The 13752-nt window shown below is 69.8% G+C and carries 14 protein-coding genes; 6 read left to right on the top strand and 8 right to left on the bottom strand.

Translation table 11 applies throughout. The annotated features are described in order from the left end of the window. Window positions 1–216: 216 nt before the first annotated feature. From OHS59_RS02650 to OHS59_RS02620, 7 genes are all read right to left on the bottom strand, one after another. Window positions 217–1311 carry a helix-turn-helix domain-containing protein gene (locus OHS59_RS02650; protein ID WP_328491748.1) on the bottom strand — a complete coding sequence of 365 codons (1095 nt, stop codon included), beginning with the start codon at window positions 1309–1311 and terminating at the stop codon, window positions 217–219. 218 nt (window positions 1312–1529) lie between these two features. Further along, entirely contained in the window at window positions 1530–2489 is a 960-nt protein-coding gene (locus OHS59_RS02645) for a bile acid:sodium symporter family protein (protein WP_328491747.1), read from the bottom strand. Window positions 2490–2606: 117 nt separating this feature from the next. Then, entirely contained in the window at window positions 2607–3101 is a 495-nt protein-coding gene (locus OHS59_RS02640; RefSeq protein WP_328491746.1) for a lamin tail domain-containing protein, read from the bottom strand. Window positions 3102–3275: 174 nt separating this feature from the next. Next, complete coding sequence (locus tag OHS59_RS02635; protein WP_328491745.1) at window positions 3276–4142, bottom strand: DUF4184 family protein; 867 nt, start codon at window positions 4140–4142, stop codon at window positions 3276–3278. 150 nt (window positions 4143–4292) lie between these two features. Beyond that, a complete protein-coding gene (locus OHS59_RS02630; RefSeq protein ID WP_328491744.1) occupies window positions 4293–5195 on the bottom strand; it encodes a hypothetical protein in 903 nt (300 codons plus the stop codon). After that, window positions 5192–5533: a PadR family transcriptional regulator gene (locus OHS59_RS02625; protein WP_443061373.1), complete on the bottom strand. Its 342-nt coding sequence runs from the start codon at window positions 5531–5533 to the stop codon at window positions 5192–5194. The genes OHS59_RS02630 and OHS59_RS02625 overlap by 4 nt, the downstream gene beginning before the upstream one ends. Before the next feature lie 148 nt (window positions 5534–5681). Beyond that, on the bottom strand, window positions 5682–6542 hold the full coding sequence (locus OHS59_RS02620) for a helix-turn-helix transcriptional regulator (RefSeq protein ID WP_328491743.1): 861 nt from the start codon (window positions 6540–6542) through the stop codon (window positions 5682–5684). Between the two features lie 138 nt (window positions 6543–6680). On the opposite strand from OHS59_RS02620, the gene OHS59_RS02615 reads away from it, so the two are divergent. The 5 genes from OHS59_RS02615 to OHS59_RS02595 all read left to right on the top strand — a co-directional run bounded on the left by OHS59_RS02615 (window position 6681) and on the right by OHS59_RS02595 (window position 10678). Further along, window positions 6681–7676 carry an aldo/keto reductase gene (locus tag OHS59_RS02615; protein ID WP_328499021.1) on the top strand — a complete coding sequence of 332 codons (996 nt, stop codon included), beginning with the start codon at window positions 6681–6683 and terminating at the stop codon, window positions 7674–7676. A gap of 205 nt (window positions 7677–7881) precedes the next feature. Next, window positions 7882–8709, top strand: coding sequence for a S1 RNA-binding domain-containing protein (locus OHS59_RS02610; protein ID WP_443061372.1), 828 nt, complete (start codon window positions 7882–7884; stop codon window positions 8707–8709). Window positions 8710–8801: 92 nt separating this feature from the next. Continuing rightward, window positions 8802–9620: a hypothetical protein gene (locus OHS59_RS02605; protein WP_328491741.1), complete on the top strand. Its 819-nt coding sequence runs from the start codon at window positions 8802–8804 to the stop codon at window positions 9618–9620. A gap of 230 nt (window positions 9621–9850) precedes the next feature. Further along, window positions 9851–10246 carry a hypothetical protein gene (locus tag OHS59_RS02600; protein ID WP_328491740.1) on the top strand — a complete coding sequence of 132 codons (396 nt, stop codon included), beginning with the start codon at window positions 9851–9853 and terminating at the stop codon, window positions 10244–10246. 228 nt (window positions 10247–10474) lie between these two features. Beyond that, window positions 10475–10678 carry a cold-shock protein gene (locus OHS59_RS02595; protein ID WP_107014587.1) on the top strand — a complete coding sequence of 68 codons (204 nt, stop codon included), beginning with the start codon at window positions 10475–10477 and terminating at the stop codon, window positions 10676–10678. 158 nt (window positions 10679–10836) lie between these two features. Here the strand turns inward: OHS59_RS02595 and OHS59_RS02590 are convergent, their stop codons facing one another. Further along, window positions 10837–11811 carry an aldo/keto reductase gene (locus tag OHS59_RS02590; protein ID WP_328491739.1) on the bottom strand — a complete coding sequence of 325 codons (975 nt, stop codon included), beginning with the start codon at window positions 11809–11811 and terminating at the stop codon, window positions 10837–10839. 420 nt (window positions 11812–12231) lie between these two features. On the opposite strand from OHS59_RS02590, the gene OHS59_RS02585 reads away from it, so the two are divergent. After that, the gene (locus OHS59_RS02585; protein ID WP_328491738.1) at window positions 12232–13719 is read left to right on the top strand and encodes an FG-GAP and VCBS repeat-containing protein; all 1488 of its coding nucleotides are present in this window, start codon (window positions 12232–12234) and stop codon (window positions 13717–13719) included. Window positions 13720–13752: the final 33 nt, after the last annotated feature.

Genomic DNA, 13752 nt, shown 5'->3' with positions numbered 1-13752 from the left:
AGGTCGGCCCGTGCTCGGCCGGTACGCCCGGCAGTCACCCGGTGCGACTCTCGACGTTACCACTATTCGACAGATGTCAATTAGTAGTCCGATGCGGTCGTGGCGAGACCTGCCTGCCACCTACCTGCTCCTGCTGCCTACCTGCTGCAGAAGAGCAAACCCTCGACGGTGACGGTCGCACCTGGGGAGGGCGATCATGGACTGTCGGTGCCCGCCTCAGGCGGCCGAGCTGATCAGGAACTCCTGGTCCGCCGTTCCGTCACAGGGCTCCACCGTGACGTCGGCTCCGGCCTTGGTGGAGTCGTCCCGCAGGCCCACGCAGCGACGGGTGCCCTCCAGACGGAGGAGGTAGCGGGAGGCGGTTCGGCCGACGGGCTCGATGTTGAAGTGCTGGTAGGACCGCGAGGCGTCGCAGCTCTTCCACGGCCAGGGTTCCAGCAGGTTCCGGCCCGGCCCCTCGCGGCGCAGAGTGAGACAGCCGGGGCCGTGCTGTGGGTGCTGCCACTCGATGAAGTACGTCGTCCGCGACGCGGCGGGGTCGACGGGCCTGAGGTACGTGTGAGGAGGCCTGGCCTCTTCGCAGGGCAGTTGCGCCGCGACCGCGTTCAGGTATTCGCCCCGGGTGTCCCGCCCCTCGGTGAGACACAGATGGGGCGAGCGGGCGGGGCGGATCTCCGCGAAACCCCGCAGGGGCTTGGTGGCCGCCGTCTCCGGACTGGCGGAGGCGGCGGGCGGGTCCGCGTCCGAGGGGGAGGAGCCCGTGGCCGTCGAGAGCGTCCACACAAAGACGGCGGCCAGGCCCGCCGCGACCACTCCGGCCAGGACCCACTGCCTCGTCCGCCGCCGCAGTCGGCCGAGCCGCACGGCCGCCACCCACGGGCGCGTCCGCGGCGCCGAGCTGTCGACCTCTGCGGGAGCGGGAGCGGGACCGGGACCGGGGCCAGGACTGGGATCGGAGCCGGGATCGGGAGCTGCACCGAGCTCGGGACCGGCATCAGGATCAGGATCAGGACTGCGAGTGGGACTGGGACTGGGAGGCGGGGTGGGAATGGAACTGCGGCTGGGGTCGAGGTTCGGCGACCGCCCGTCCGCGCCCTCCTCGGCTCGTTGCCTGGCCTCCAGCCAGGCGGGCACGTCCGCCTCGGCCGCACCGCAGGCCCGGACGTACGCGGCCAGCGTCTCGGGGCCTGGCAGACGGGTTCCGCGGAGCATGTCGCTGACCGTGCTGCGGGCCAGCAACTCTCCCCGTTCCTGGGCCCGCCCCTCCAACTCGCGCAGGGTCAGGCCGGATCGCTCCTTCAGATCGCGCAAGAGGACAACGAGGGCGGCGGTGTCACGTACGCCTCGCGGATCGAACGGCCCACTCCCACTCCTGTCCCAGCTCACGCCAACATGCTCATCTGTCCGGCCCTCTGCAACAAACGCACATTTGGACAACCAAGTGAGGGAACCGGCCATCCCCAGGCACTCTGCAGGCAGCGAGGTCAGAAAGCCGTTCCGACTCCCACGGTCAAGGCGTGCGCCGCACGTCAGTCCCGTCGGCGTGACAGCCAGGCGGCGGCGAGGGCGCCGGAGATGTTGTGCCAGACGGAGAAGACAGCGGCGGGCAGCGCTGCCAGTGGGCTGAAGTGGGCGGTGGCCAGCGAAGCCGCCAGTCCCGAGTTCTGCATGCCGACCTCGAAGGCCATGGCACGGCTCGCCGGTTCGCCCATCCTGCTGAGCCGTCCCGCGCCGTAACCCAGTGCCAGACCGAGACCGTTGTGGAGCACGACGGCGACGAACACCAGCAGCGCGGCCGACTTGATGGCGTCGGCGCTGCCCGCCACGACCACGGTCACGATCACCGCGATGGTCAGGGCGGACAGCCAGGGCAGTACCGGCAGGGCTCGTTGCACGTAGCGGCCTGCCAGGAGCCGCACGGCGAGCCCCGCGAGGACGGGCAGCAGTACGGTCTTGAGGATGTCGACGACCATGGATCCGGCGTCGACGGGCAGGTACTCGCCCGCCAGCAGCAGCGTCAGAGGCGGGGTGACCAGCGGGGCCACGAGTGTGGAGACGGTGGCCACGGAGACGGACAGTGCGACGTCACCGCGCGCCAGATACGTCACCACGTTCGAGGCGGTGCCGCTGGGGGCGCAGCCGACGAGGATGACGCCCGCCGCGAGCTGCGGCGGGAGTTGGAGGAGGTGGGCGATGGCCCAGCCGAGTCCCGGCATGATGACGTAGTGCGCGACGAGTCCGAGGGCTACCGCCCAGGGCCGTTTGGCGACACCGCGGAAGTCCTGCGGTGTCATCGTGATGCCCATGCAGAACATCACCACGCCCAGCAGGTAGGGCACCGACTCGCCCCAGCCGACGAAGCTGCCCGGGAGCAGCAGCCCCGTGGCGCCTGCGGCCAGCACGAGGACGGGGAAGATGGTGACGGCACGGCGCGCGGAGCGATCGCCTGTGATGTCGCTGTCGTGGTGTGGGGGTCGTTCGGTACTCACCGTGCGAGACAACGCCTGGTCAGGGGCATGATGCAAGGCTGTCTCGCGATGTGATCACTGCACACCCCCGAGCGCCCTCCTGCGGCAGGTTCGGCAGGAGGGCGCGGAAGCGGTGCGTCAGCCGTGGTACGTGATGTAGCCGTTGCCGTCGCGGTCGTTCGCACTCTTGGTGTAGGAGTGGACGTCCGCCCTGGAGCCGCTCGGCTTGTACAGGTAGATGGTGTCCTTGTCGTTGTTCCAGATGAAGTTGCAGTTCTGGCGGTACACGACGTTGCCGGCGTCGGAGTCGGTGTTGCGTCCGCCGCGCAGCTTCACGTAGTCACCGGGCTCCAGCTTGTGGCTGGCCGTGAAGGTGAACTTGTTTCCCGTGGCGTCCTTGACGACGTAGCCCTTGAGGTTGACCGTCGCGGTGCGGGAGTAGTTCTTGATGGTCAGGTACTCGTCCTTGGTGTTCCCCCCGGAGCACCGGTTGGAGTCGGTCCCGGGTGCGTCGTACTGGACGCCCTTGACCTTCAGTGCGGACGAGTATTCGGCGGCCTGGGCGGTGCCGGTGGAGAGCGCGGCGACGGTGCCGAGTGTGGCAACTGCGGTCAGCACGAAGCGTATGCGCATGCGGGAATCCCCCTCAGTGGTGCGAATGGAGCTGTTGGAGCATATCCAATGTGAACTTAAAGTGTTCATTGTGCGTGAAATGTGGAGGAGTTCAGTAGCGGTACGTCCTTGGCGCGGCGGCTACGCGTCCGCGATCAGCCGCTCAGTGCCTGCCGCTGCTGCTGGTGAGGTGGGTCAAACGGTGGTGTTCGTCCGTGCGGCGTCGTCGCGCACGGAGTTGCTTCCGCTGCCGTCGCGGGCTGTTGTGACGGCGTGCCGGGTCCACCATGCGGTGACGTAGAGGACCGCGGTGCCGATGAGGGTGGCGCCCGCGCCTTTCGCCGCGTCGGACAGCGTCCCTTCGATCACGACGCTGAGGGGTGGTCCGGGTGTCGCCGTCGGGCGGTCGGTGAGCCACCAGGCGTGGGTGACGGCTCCGACGGCCGCGAGCAGGGTGGTTGCGAGGAGGGCTGGGCGCAGCGTCGCGTTACCGGGGTCGGGGTGGACCCTGTCGGCGAGAGGGCGGGGCCGCCCGCGCCACACGTACACCGCGATGGTCGCCAGGCCGCCGATCGTGCTCACGTGTTGCAGTGCTCGCGCCCAAGTGAGGCTGCCTGCCAGTGTGGAGGTGAGCCAGGGCGCGTGGGTGACGAAGAAGCCGTCGTGGTGGGTGAAGGCGTCCCAGACCACGTGTGTGGCGATGCCGATCAGGGCGGACAGGACGACCCACCCGGCTCGACGTGTCAGTGCGGCGGTCGTTCGGGGCGGCGACGGCACGGCGGGGGCCGACAGGAGCGACTCCAGAGGGCGGCGGCCGGCTCGGAGCAAGGCCCACAGTGTGAGGGCGTACGGCAGGGAGACGGTGACGGCGCCGAGAGCGGTGTGCGAGGTCGTGGCGTTGGTGAACGGTTCGTACCAGGACTGTGCGCTGACGGGCAGGCCCGTGGTGACGACGAAGTAGGGCATGTCCGGTGCGACTGCTCCGGCGACCAGGGCGGCCCGGCTGAAGGGGCGTCGCATCAACGGCAGTACGGCCGCGGGGTGGGACAGGGTGAACGGCATGAGCGTCCTCTCACACGGACCCAATAGTCCGTTGAACGGAATGCTACGTCAAGCGGACTATTGAAGGCTGACGAGTGTCCGGCGAGTGGGTGGTGAGTGAGCGGACGCCACTGGCTCCGTTCGGGCCGGTGGCCGGGCGCGGCGGGCCGCTCAGGGGAGGGTGCGTTCGGGGCGTCTCAGGTGACCGGCCAGCGCGGCGACCACGACGGCGGCCGCAAGTATGGCTGCCAGGCCCGTGACAGCGCTCGGCTCACCCCACGCCGTGGTGTAGGCGTGGGCGAGCAGGGGCGGGGATGCCAGGACCATCGCTCCCAGCTCAAGGCCGCCTCGTGATCCACTGCGCCAGGTCAGCGCGACACCGGCCGCGGCGAGGACGAGCAGCGGCCAGCACCCGTAATCGGTGCTGACCCACGGCACGACGTGCGCGTCGACGGCCGCCCGCGGTACGACGACGAGCGCGATCACCGCGCCTGCCATGCCCGCCCGGCCCGCCGCCATGCTCTCCACGCGTCGGTCCGGCGGGCAGGCGAGCACCACGGCCGCCGTCAGGACCAGTGCGGCCGGGGTGACGACCGGGTCACCGAAGGCCGGCCCGCTGACCACCGCGGCCATCGCGAAGGAAAGCAGTCCGACCACCGTGCAGGGCACCCCTGCGCGCCACCGACCGGCCAGCGCCGACGCCGCTCCTGCGAACCCGATCAGCGACGAGACCAGCAGCGCACCCCACGCTCCCGACAGGTCCACTCGAAGCTGCACCCACAGCGGAGTGGGCGAAATGACCAGACCGGCGTACCAACGCAGAAGGTGCAGGCCGCAGACGGCGGCCGCACCGGCCAGGGCGAAGGGATACGCCGGAGCGAGAACCTTCGAGGCGCGAGCGGCCGACACCAGGCCCGTTCGCATCCTCATCGCGTGCGCTGCCAGGCTTGCGCCTTCTCGCAGCCGCGAGCCCAGCGGTTCGCCCGCGGTCATCTCGCGGTAGGTCGCGGCGATCTCCCCGCCGTGAGCCCGCCGGTAGGCGGCGGGATACAGCCGCAGCACACGCTCGATCAAGTGGTCGCCGCCGACGGCCGTGTGACGGACAGGCGGCGAGTGGCCTCCTTCGCCGCCGCGGCCAGGCGCTCGGCCTCCACCGTCAGCCGCTCGCGTCCCGACGCGGACAAAGTGAAGATCCGCCGGGCCCGGCCATCGGCGACCTCCTCGCGTTCGATGTCGATCAGACCGTCGGCGAGCAGACGGTCCAGGGCCCCGTACAGGGCGCCCGTACGCAGCACGACGCGACCGCCGGTCATCGCCTTGACCTCCTGGGCGATGGCGTATCCATGTCGCGGTGCGTCCGCGAGGGCTGTCAGCACCATCAAGGTCGGCTCTTGCATCACACGCTCACTCACCCCACGAAGATAGTCACTCCGCCGGACCATCTCAACGAGGCCTGCTATGTCGTGGACAGTCGAGGTCTGCGGCGCCGAGCGGTGGTTCCGTTGTGCGGTCCTCGGTGACGCCGTCCGTGCGCCGGCAGGCAGCCCGGTATCGGCCGCTTCACCGTACGGGCGGGGCGGTGGGCCCGGTGGGGAATTCCTGGCTGCCGAGTACGAGCAGCAGGTCCAGCCGCTCGCGGGCCTCGGCGTTCGCCGGAGTGAGCACCAGCAGTTGCTGGCCCTGGTCGGGGGTGACCAGGGTCTCGCAGTCCATCTGCAGGCGACCCACCCTCGGGTGCTGGAAGGTCTTGCGGTCGGCACGCCGGACCGCCACCTCGTGCTCGGCCCAGAGCTTGCGGAAGTCGGGGCTCGCGGCCTGCAGCCGGTCGACGAGTCCGGTGACCGTGGGGTCGCCGGACCGGCGTCCGGCTGCCGCGCGCAGGTCTGCCACCAGCTGGCGGGCGTGGTGCTCCCGCTCCTCGGGCGGGCAGACGGCGCGGGCGGCGGGGTCGGTGAACCAGCGGTACACGACATAGCGCCGGTCGCCGGTGTGGTCGGTGTGGCCGCCCGACAGCAGGAGGGCGGCCCGGTTCTGGGCGAGGACCTCGCCCAGGTCGGACAGGACCAGGGCCGGGGTGTCGCCGAGCAGGTCGAGCATGCGGATCAGCCCCGCACGGGCCAGCCGTGCCACCCCGTCGGCGGGCGGGGGCCGGTGTCCTGCCAAGTGGAACAAGTGATCGCGCTCATCGTCCGAGAGACGCAACGCCCGGGCCAGAGCGACCAGGAGCTGGGCCGACGGCTGACTGCTGCGCCCCTGTTCGAGGCGTACGACGTAGTCCACGGACATACCGGCGAGCATCGCCACCTCTTCCCGGCGCAGGCCGGTGGTGCGGCGGCGGGGGCCGTCGGTGATGCCGACCTCGGCCGGCCGGATCGCCTCCCGGCGGCGGCGCAGGAAGTGCGCGAGCTGGTCACGTTCCATGACTCCATGGTCCCTCGCGCGGGCGAGCCGAGCCAGGGAGCGGCACTCCCATGATGAACGCTCCGCTCCCGTCCGCCGCGGCGCGGACCCACAGTGGGTGGCAGACCGACGACGAGGACGAGGGAGAACGCAATGACGATGCAGACACGAACCCTGGGCAGCACCGGTCCGGCCGTCTCCGCGCTGGGCCTGGGCGCGATGGCGATGTCGGGCGCCTACGGTGCGGCCGACCGCGCGGAGAGCATCGCCACCGTGCACGCCGCGCTGGAGGCCGGAGTCACGTTGATCGACACCGCCGACTTCTACGCGATGGGCCACAACGAGATGCTGCTCGCCGAGGCGCTGCGCGGCCGGGATCGGGACAGTTACCGGCTGAGCGTCAAATTCGGCATGCTGCGGGAACCGGGCCCCGGGTTCGGCGGGCACGACGGCCGTCCCGAAGCGGTGAAGAACTTCCTGGCCTATTCACTGGCCCGGCTCGGCACCGACCACATCGACATCTACCGTCCGGCCCGGCTGGACCCCGCGGTGCCCATCGAGGAGACGGTGGGCGCGATCAAGGAAATGATCGACGCCGGACATGTGCGGCGCCTCGGCCTCTCGGAGGTCGACGCCGCCACGATCCGCCGGGCGCACGCCGTGCATCCCGTCGCCGATCTGCAGATCGAGTACTCGCTGATCTCCCGCGCGGTGGAGACGGACGTGCTGCCCACACTGCGCGAACTCGGCATCGGCCTGACCGCGTACGGCGTGCTCAGTCGCGGCCTGATCTCCGGGCACTGGTCCGCCGGCCGTGCCGCGGGTCCCGGTGACGCCCGTGGCTTCAGTCCGCGGTTCTCCGACGGCAATGTGGAGCACAACCTCACCCTCGTGGAGGCCCTGCGCCGGATCGCGGAGGCGAAGGGGTGCACCGTCGCCCAACTGGCCATCGCCTGGGTGGCCGCTCAGGGCGAGGACATCGTGCCGCTGGTCGGCGCCCGCACCCGGGAGCGGCTGGCCGAGGCGCTCCCGGCGCTGGAGGTACGCCTCACCGCGGACGACCTCGCCGAGATCGAGAAGGCGGTTCCACCGGGCGCGGCACGCGGCGACCGATACCCCTCGGCGTTCATGTCCGGCCTCGGCGTGGGGAATTGAGGCCCGGTGAGGGTGGCCGTGTGCCCTCGGCCGTCGATCACGGCGACCCTGCGCAGCACCTCTCCGCCGCGGTGGCGGCGGCAGCGAGTCCGACCACAGCGCGCGCAACCGGTCTTCAGGCAGTGCGGCGAGCAGCGGCACGGTGACCAATCGGGTCGATTTGACCAGGTGGGTGTGTCACCGCCTGCGTGAGAGGCTGGACCGTATGGGTGGAGCGGTGGGCGATGAGGCTTCACGGCGGTTCCTGGCCGCTCTTCAGGTCGGTGACATCTGTGGTGGGACCGTGGCAGAGGTGTTTCGAGGGGCCTCGGTGACCCTTGACGGGTTCCCCGCACGTCCGCTGGGGTTTGTCGGGCCGTTGGACCTGTCCTGGCGTCAGGCGGCCGACGCGGCGGTGGAGGTCGGCCGGCGGATCACCGCCGAGGTGACCTCCATCGATCCGGACCAGGGCCGAGTCCGGCTGTCCATGGCCGCCACGGAGAACCCGGAGCTCTGGGCGTTCCTGAAATCGCTCCCGCGCGGCGGGATGCTTGCGGGCACCGTCACGTCGATCGAACGGTTCGGTGTGTTCGTGGCGTTGGACGACGGCCCCGCACACCCGGTCTTCCCCGGTGTCGGGTTCATCAGCATGGCCGAACTGTCCTGGCGGCGCTTCGAGGCAGCTTCGGACGTCGTTCAGGTGGGACAGCGCGTCGCGTGCGAGTTCCTGCAGTTCGACACATGCAACGGAGAGGCAAGACTGTCCTTGCGGGCAGGGCAGCCCGACCCGTTCCACACGTTCCTCGACGCCATCACGGTGGGGCAGACGCTGCGGGGGCGGATCACCAAGCTGGTCCCGTTCGGTGTCTTCGTCCAGGTCGCCGACGGGATCGAGGGATTGGTCCATCTGACGGAACTCACATGGACACATGTGGAGAGTCCGGCGGACGCCGTCCAGGCCGGTGACGAGGTCACGGTCGTCGTCACGGAAATCGACCGGGAGCGACGCAGACTGACTCTCTCCCGCAGACAGGCATGTTCGGCTCCCGAGTGACCGCTTGAGTCCGGAAGGCGGTCAGGGGAGGCGCGACGGGGGGGGCGTAAAACCTTGAGCGTCGGCGATGCGGCGGCGGTTAGGTTGGCGCCGTGCATCCGATCGCCTTCGAGGCCGACGAGACTGAGGGCGTCCATGTCCACCGCTACCTCCCGGGCGACAACACGGCCGTGAGTCGGCACTGGCCAGGGCTGTTCGAGGCCTGGCCTCAGGACAGGACTCCGTTCACCGAGTGGGCGGTGAACAACAACAACATGGAAGAGGTCGCCGTCTATCTCGGCTTCGTCTGGCGTCTGACGGCTGGGCTGGCCCGTTATGCGATCCCGACGTACTACCGGGAAGAGGCCGAACGGCTGCTGGGGCGGGCGCCCGCGTTGGTGGACTGGGAGTATGAGGTCGACGCCGAACAGACAACCGCCGCGCTGAGAGACCGGGGCTTCGTTCCTGGGCGTTCGGCGATCACGAAGGGCCCGAACCCCACCCCATGGCAGGCGGAGAACGCCGCTCGCGCGGGCGTGTTCCCGCTGGAGACGCCGCGGGATCTGGTGGCCGCCCTGCACGCCGTGCTGTGCGACGCCTCTGCGGAGATCAGCGTGTTCGCTGTCGCTCCCGGCCCTGAGCGTTTCACCCGACTGGCATCGGCGTTGCGCGGCCCGACTCGTCCCACGCCGGCCGAAGTCCTCGGTGACGATGGCGTCTTCGTCGACCTGACGATCGGATGCGACCTGGGCTACTACGACTCGCTCATCGTGGCCTCACCGGTGGGGTTGATGCCTCGGCTCGCTGACCTGACAGCGGACCATGGCCGCCGCATCGAGGCGTACGAGGAGGGACTGAACGAGCTCACAGACGTTCCCGACTTCCTACGGGCGATGCGCAGGCTCTCGGGTGTGAGTCTGGACGCTCCCTGAGGTCCAGCCACTCACGGGCCCGCTGACTCAACAACTCTTCGGGCCCGTGCAGGGGTGAGGCCGACTCAGGAGAGGGCCGCCGCGCCGGAGTCAGGGGTGCAGGGCCGTGTGGGTGGTGCCGCCGTCGGCAGGCGTGGCGCGGCCCGGCTGCCGGTAGACAGAGTGCGCGGTACTTCCCGTGTCCCGGTCCCCGAGCGGACCGGCCGCTCCTGCACGAAAGGTCTCTCCCCATGCGCGTTCCATTGGTCACGAAGGCTGCGTCCCTGTTCGGTGCTGTCGCTCTTGCCGGGGGAGGGCTGCTGCTGCTTTCCGATACCGCACGCGCCGATGCCGTTGCCGATACCGCACGCGCCGACGACGGGCGGACGTTCGACTGCCAGATGATCTACGTTATCGGTGACGGTGCATCAGTGGAGGGCTACGACTGCGGGCAGCCCACCACGTACGACGGGCCCGGAAGGGTCCGGTATTTCAACGGTACCGGCGGCTGGACCTGCAAGAACATCAGCGTGAGACCGGACCCCGGGGCGGGCGCCGGAGCGGTGTCGGTTCTCAAAGCGACGGGTTGTACGTCGGTCGACCATCCGGGCCCGGCCCTTTTCCGATCGGTGCTCTCGGGCATCTGACACGGCGTCGCGCGAAGGGCCGCGGGGCAGCCTGCGCGACGCGGTTCGGATCATGGCCGTTGTTCCCTGGTGGTGGGCGGTTTCTCCGTGTAGCGTCATCGTCAGATGTCGTGGTTCGCAGTACCTGCCCGCGCTCCGGTGCGGGCATTTTGCTGTGCAGTGCAGGACCAGGGCGATCACCTCCGGGCTCGTGTTGTGCGGGTCCGATATCGACTGGAAGGCACGAGCATGGCCAAGGGAACTGTCAAGTGGTTCAACGCCGAAAAGGGCTTCGGCTTCATCGAGCAGGAGGGTGGCGGGCCGGACGTGTTCGCGCACTACTCCAACATCAACGCCTCCGGCTTCCGTGAGCTGCAGGAGGGCCAGGTCGTGAACTTCGACGTCACGCAGGGCCAGAAGGGCCCGCAGGCGGAGAACATCACGCCCGCCTGACGTTCTCGTCGGACATCGGTGGCCCCCGGAACTCCTGTTCCGGGGGCCACCGCATTTTGTAGCCTCTGCGCGGCCGCCGCGTGAACTGGCCTCAGAGCGCCCAGGTACCTGCCGACCCCCAGGTACCCGCCAACCCTTGGTATTGGCAACGAGCGGGGTCAGCGCTCCATCATCCGCATCTGGGCCTCGGTGTGGGTGTCACCGGCGGCCGGGGGAAGGCTGGTGAGCTGGGCGAGTTGCTCGTCCGTGAGGTGCACGGCGTCGGCGGCGGTGTTCTCCTCGACGCGGTTCACGCGGCGGGTGCCGGGGATGGGCGCGATGTCGTCGCCCTGCGCCAGCAGCCAGGCAAGGGCGACCTGGGCCGGGGTGGCGCCGATCCGGGCCGCGACGGCGGCGACCTCGTCGGCCAGGCGCAGGTTGTGCTGGAAGTTCTCGTCGGTGAACCGGGGGTTGTCCGCCCGGAAGTCGGTGGGGTCGAACTGATCGGTGGAGCGGATCGCGCCGGTAAGGAAGCCGCGCCCGAGGGGGGAGAAGGGGACGAAGCCGATGTTCAGTTCGCGCAGTACCGGCAGCACGCGGGCCTCGGGGTCGCGGGTGAACAGCGAGTACTCGGACTGGACAGCGGTCACCGGATGCACGGCGTGGGCGCGACGGATGGTGTCGGGTCCGGCCTCGGAGAGACCGATGTGCCCGATCTTGCCCTCGGCGACCAGCTCGGCCAAACACCCGACGGTGTCCTCGATCGGGGTGCCGGCGTCGACGCGGTGCTGGTAGTACAAGTCGATGTGATCGGTGCCGAGGCGCTTGAGGGAGCCCTCTACGGCGGCGCGGACGTTCGCCGGGCTGCTGTCGGTGCCGCCTTGGCGGCCGGTGTGGGAGATCAGGCCGAACTTGGTCGCCAACACGACCTGGTCCCGGCGGCCCTTCAGGGCACGGCCGACGAGTTCCTCGTTGGTGTACGGCCCGTAGACCTCGGCGGTGTCGATGAGGGTGACGCCCAGTTCCAGGGCGCGGTGGATGGTACGGACGGACTCGGCGTCGTCGGCCCCGGCGCCGGTGTAGCCGTGGGACATGCCCATCGCACCCAGACCGATACGGGCAACGTCCAGGTCACGCAGTTCGACGTGCTTCATCGCTGTTCCTCTCCTCGTGATCCTTGTCGCGCCCACCGGTCATTCTCCGCCCGGACGGAACGGATCGCCGTCGAAGCGTTCCACGCGATCGGCCTACGGCTCGGCCCACGCCCTGGCCCCGATCGGATCTCGGCCTTGCCTGACCTCGTACATGACATCACGGCGGTCACGTTGCCGCCGTCCGTGCATTGCAGTCACCGCGAAACGTGGACCCCGTCGTCAGCGGAGAGGTCGGTGCCGCACGCTGAACTCCCCTTCATCAGAAGGGAGTTCACGGTCACACCTGTCTCCTCGGTTACGAATCCATGACATTGGGACGTACAACTGGGGGTGCCCTGATCGAGTCGGACTCAGTGAACGCGGCATTCCGCGCACAGGAGCGGAATGCGACGACGGACGACCGACTCGAAAGGCTCATGTATGTCCCGAGCACACCGCAGAACTCGTACCGCGCTCACCGCACCCCTGGCAGCCGCGGTGCTGCTCGCCGGGGGATTCGGCGCCATGGCCCTCACCGGGGCCTCGGCGCAGGCGGCCACCGCCTCCGCGGACGCGCAGGACGACTTCAACGGCGACGGCTACGCCGACCTGGTCGTGGCGGCCCCGGACGCCACGATTTCGAGCAAGGCCAAGGCGGGCTACGTCGCTGTCACGTACGGCTCCGCCAGTGGCGTCTCCGCCTCCGACAAGAAGCTCATCAGCCGCTCCACCAGCGGCGTTCCCGGCTCCGCCACCGCGAACCAGCACTTCGGGGCGACCTTCGCCAAGGGCGACCTCGACGGTGACGGCTTCAGCGACCTCGTGATCGCGGGCGGCAAGGCCGGATCGGTCATCCTCTGGGGCTCCGCCACCGGGCTCACCGGCGGTACGGACCTCGCGGGCTACGGGGCCTCACCGCAGACGGGTGACTTCGACGGTGACGGCAAGACGGACCTTGCCCTGTTCTCCGCCCAGTCCGTCAGCGGCGACGACCCCTCCGGCGCTCCGGCCGCTGTGTGGAAGGGCCCGGTGTCACGGGCCGGCACGCCCGCCGCCACCCTGCCCATCCTGGACAAGTCCCTGTGGTGGGGTTACAGCGAGGACGACGAGTCCTGCGCCACCGGCGGTGGCTGTGAGAACGGTCCGACCTCGATCACCGGCCCCGTCGTCAACGGACAGGTCGGCGACGTCAACGGCGACGGCAAGGACGACATCGTCCAGTTGGCCTACTCGGGCGACGGTAGCTGGGGCAACCGTCTGCTGCTCGGCGGCGGCAGCACGGGCTTCACCAGAGGAGACTGGGTGCCCCAGGACGGCACCGACAACGGCGCGGGCACGGGCATCGGGGACGTGAACGGGGACGGCTTCGACGACGTGGTGACGGGCGGCGGCTGGAGCACCAAGGTCCAGATCGCCTTCGGCTCGGCCTCCGGCCTGTCCGAGAGCAACGTGCAGTCCTTCGACCAGGACCTGCCCGGCTTCCCCGGCGTGGAGGAGGAGGGCGACGGCCTCGGCTCCACGGTGTCGGTCGCGGACGTCACGGGTGACGGCTACGCCGACATCGCCCTCGGTATCCCGGGCGAGGACATCGGCGACCTCACCGACGCGGGCTCGATCGCCCTGGTCCACGGCAGCGCCACCGGCGTCACGGGCGCCGGTACGCAGACCTTCCACCAGAACACCGCCGAGGTGCCCGGAGTGGCCGAGAACAACGACCGGTTCGGCGTGAGCAGCGCCCTGCTGGACATCAACGGCGACGGTCACCGCGACCTCGCGGCCGGTTCCACGGCCGAGAACAGCGAGAACGGCGCGGTCTGGGTGCTCAACGGCACGGCGAGCGGCCTCACCGCCACCTCGTCCTTCGCGTTCGGCGCCGACGACCTCGGCGCGCCCAGCACGGACGCGCACTTCGGCGCGAACCTGCGCTGACCGACCGAGCCGTACAGCGGGGGTGTGGTGGGG

Origin of the sequence: Streptomyces sp. NBC_00414 (assembly GCF_036038375.1) — a bacterium.
GTDB lineage: Bacteria > Actinomycetota > Actinomycetes > Streptomycetales > Streptomycetaceae > Streptomyces.
The sequence above is the reverse complement of the archived record's forward strand: the minus strand, read 5'-3'. Positions and strand labels throughout refer to the sequence as shown.

Coding starts and splice junctions, on each gene's coding strand:
- OHS59_RS02640 (WP_328491746.1), bottom strand. CDS start 3,101: ATGCGCATACGCTTCGTGCTGACCGCAGTTGCCACACTCGGCACCGTC.
- OHS59_RS02635 (WP_328491745.1), bottom strand. CDS start 4,142: ATGCCGTTCACCCTGTCCCACCCCGCGGCCGTACTGCCGTTGATGCGA.
- OHS59_RS02620 (WP_328491743.1), bottom strand. CDS start 6,542: ATGGAACGTGACCAGCTCGCGCACTTCCTGCGCCGCCGCCGGGAGGCG.
- OHS59_RS02615 (WP_328499021.1), top strand. CDS start 6,681: ATGCAGACACGAACCCTGGGCAGCACCGGTCCGGCCGTCTCCGCGCTG.
- OHS59_RS02610 (WP_443061372.1), top strand. CDS start 7,882: ATGGGTGGAGCGGTGGGCGATGAGGCTTCACGGCGGTTCCTGGCCGCT.
- OHS59_RS02600 (WP_328491740.1), top strand. CDS start 9,851: ATGCGCGTTCCATTGGTCACGAAGGCTGCGTCCCTGTTCGGTGCTGTC.
- OHS59_RS02595 (WP_107014587.1), top strand. CDS start 10,475: ATGGCCAAGGGAACTGTCAAGTGGTTCAACGCCGAAAAGGGCTTCGGC.
- OHS59_RS02590 (WP_328491739.1), bottom strand. CDS start 11,811: ATGAAGCACGTCGAACTGCGTGACCTGGACGTTGCCCGTATCGGTCTG.
- OHS59_RS02585 (WP_328491738.1), top strand. CDS start 12,232: ATGTCCCGAGCACACCGCAGAACTCGTACCGCGCTCACCGCACCCCTG.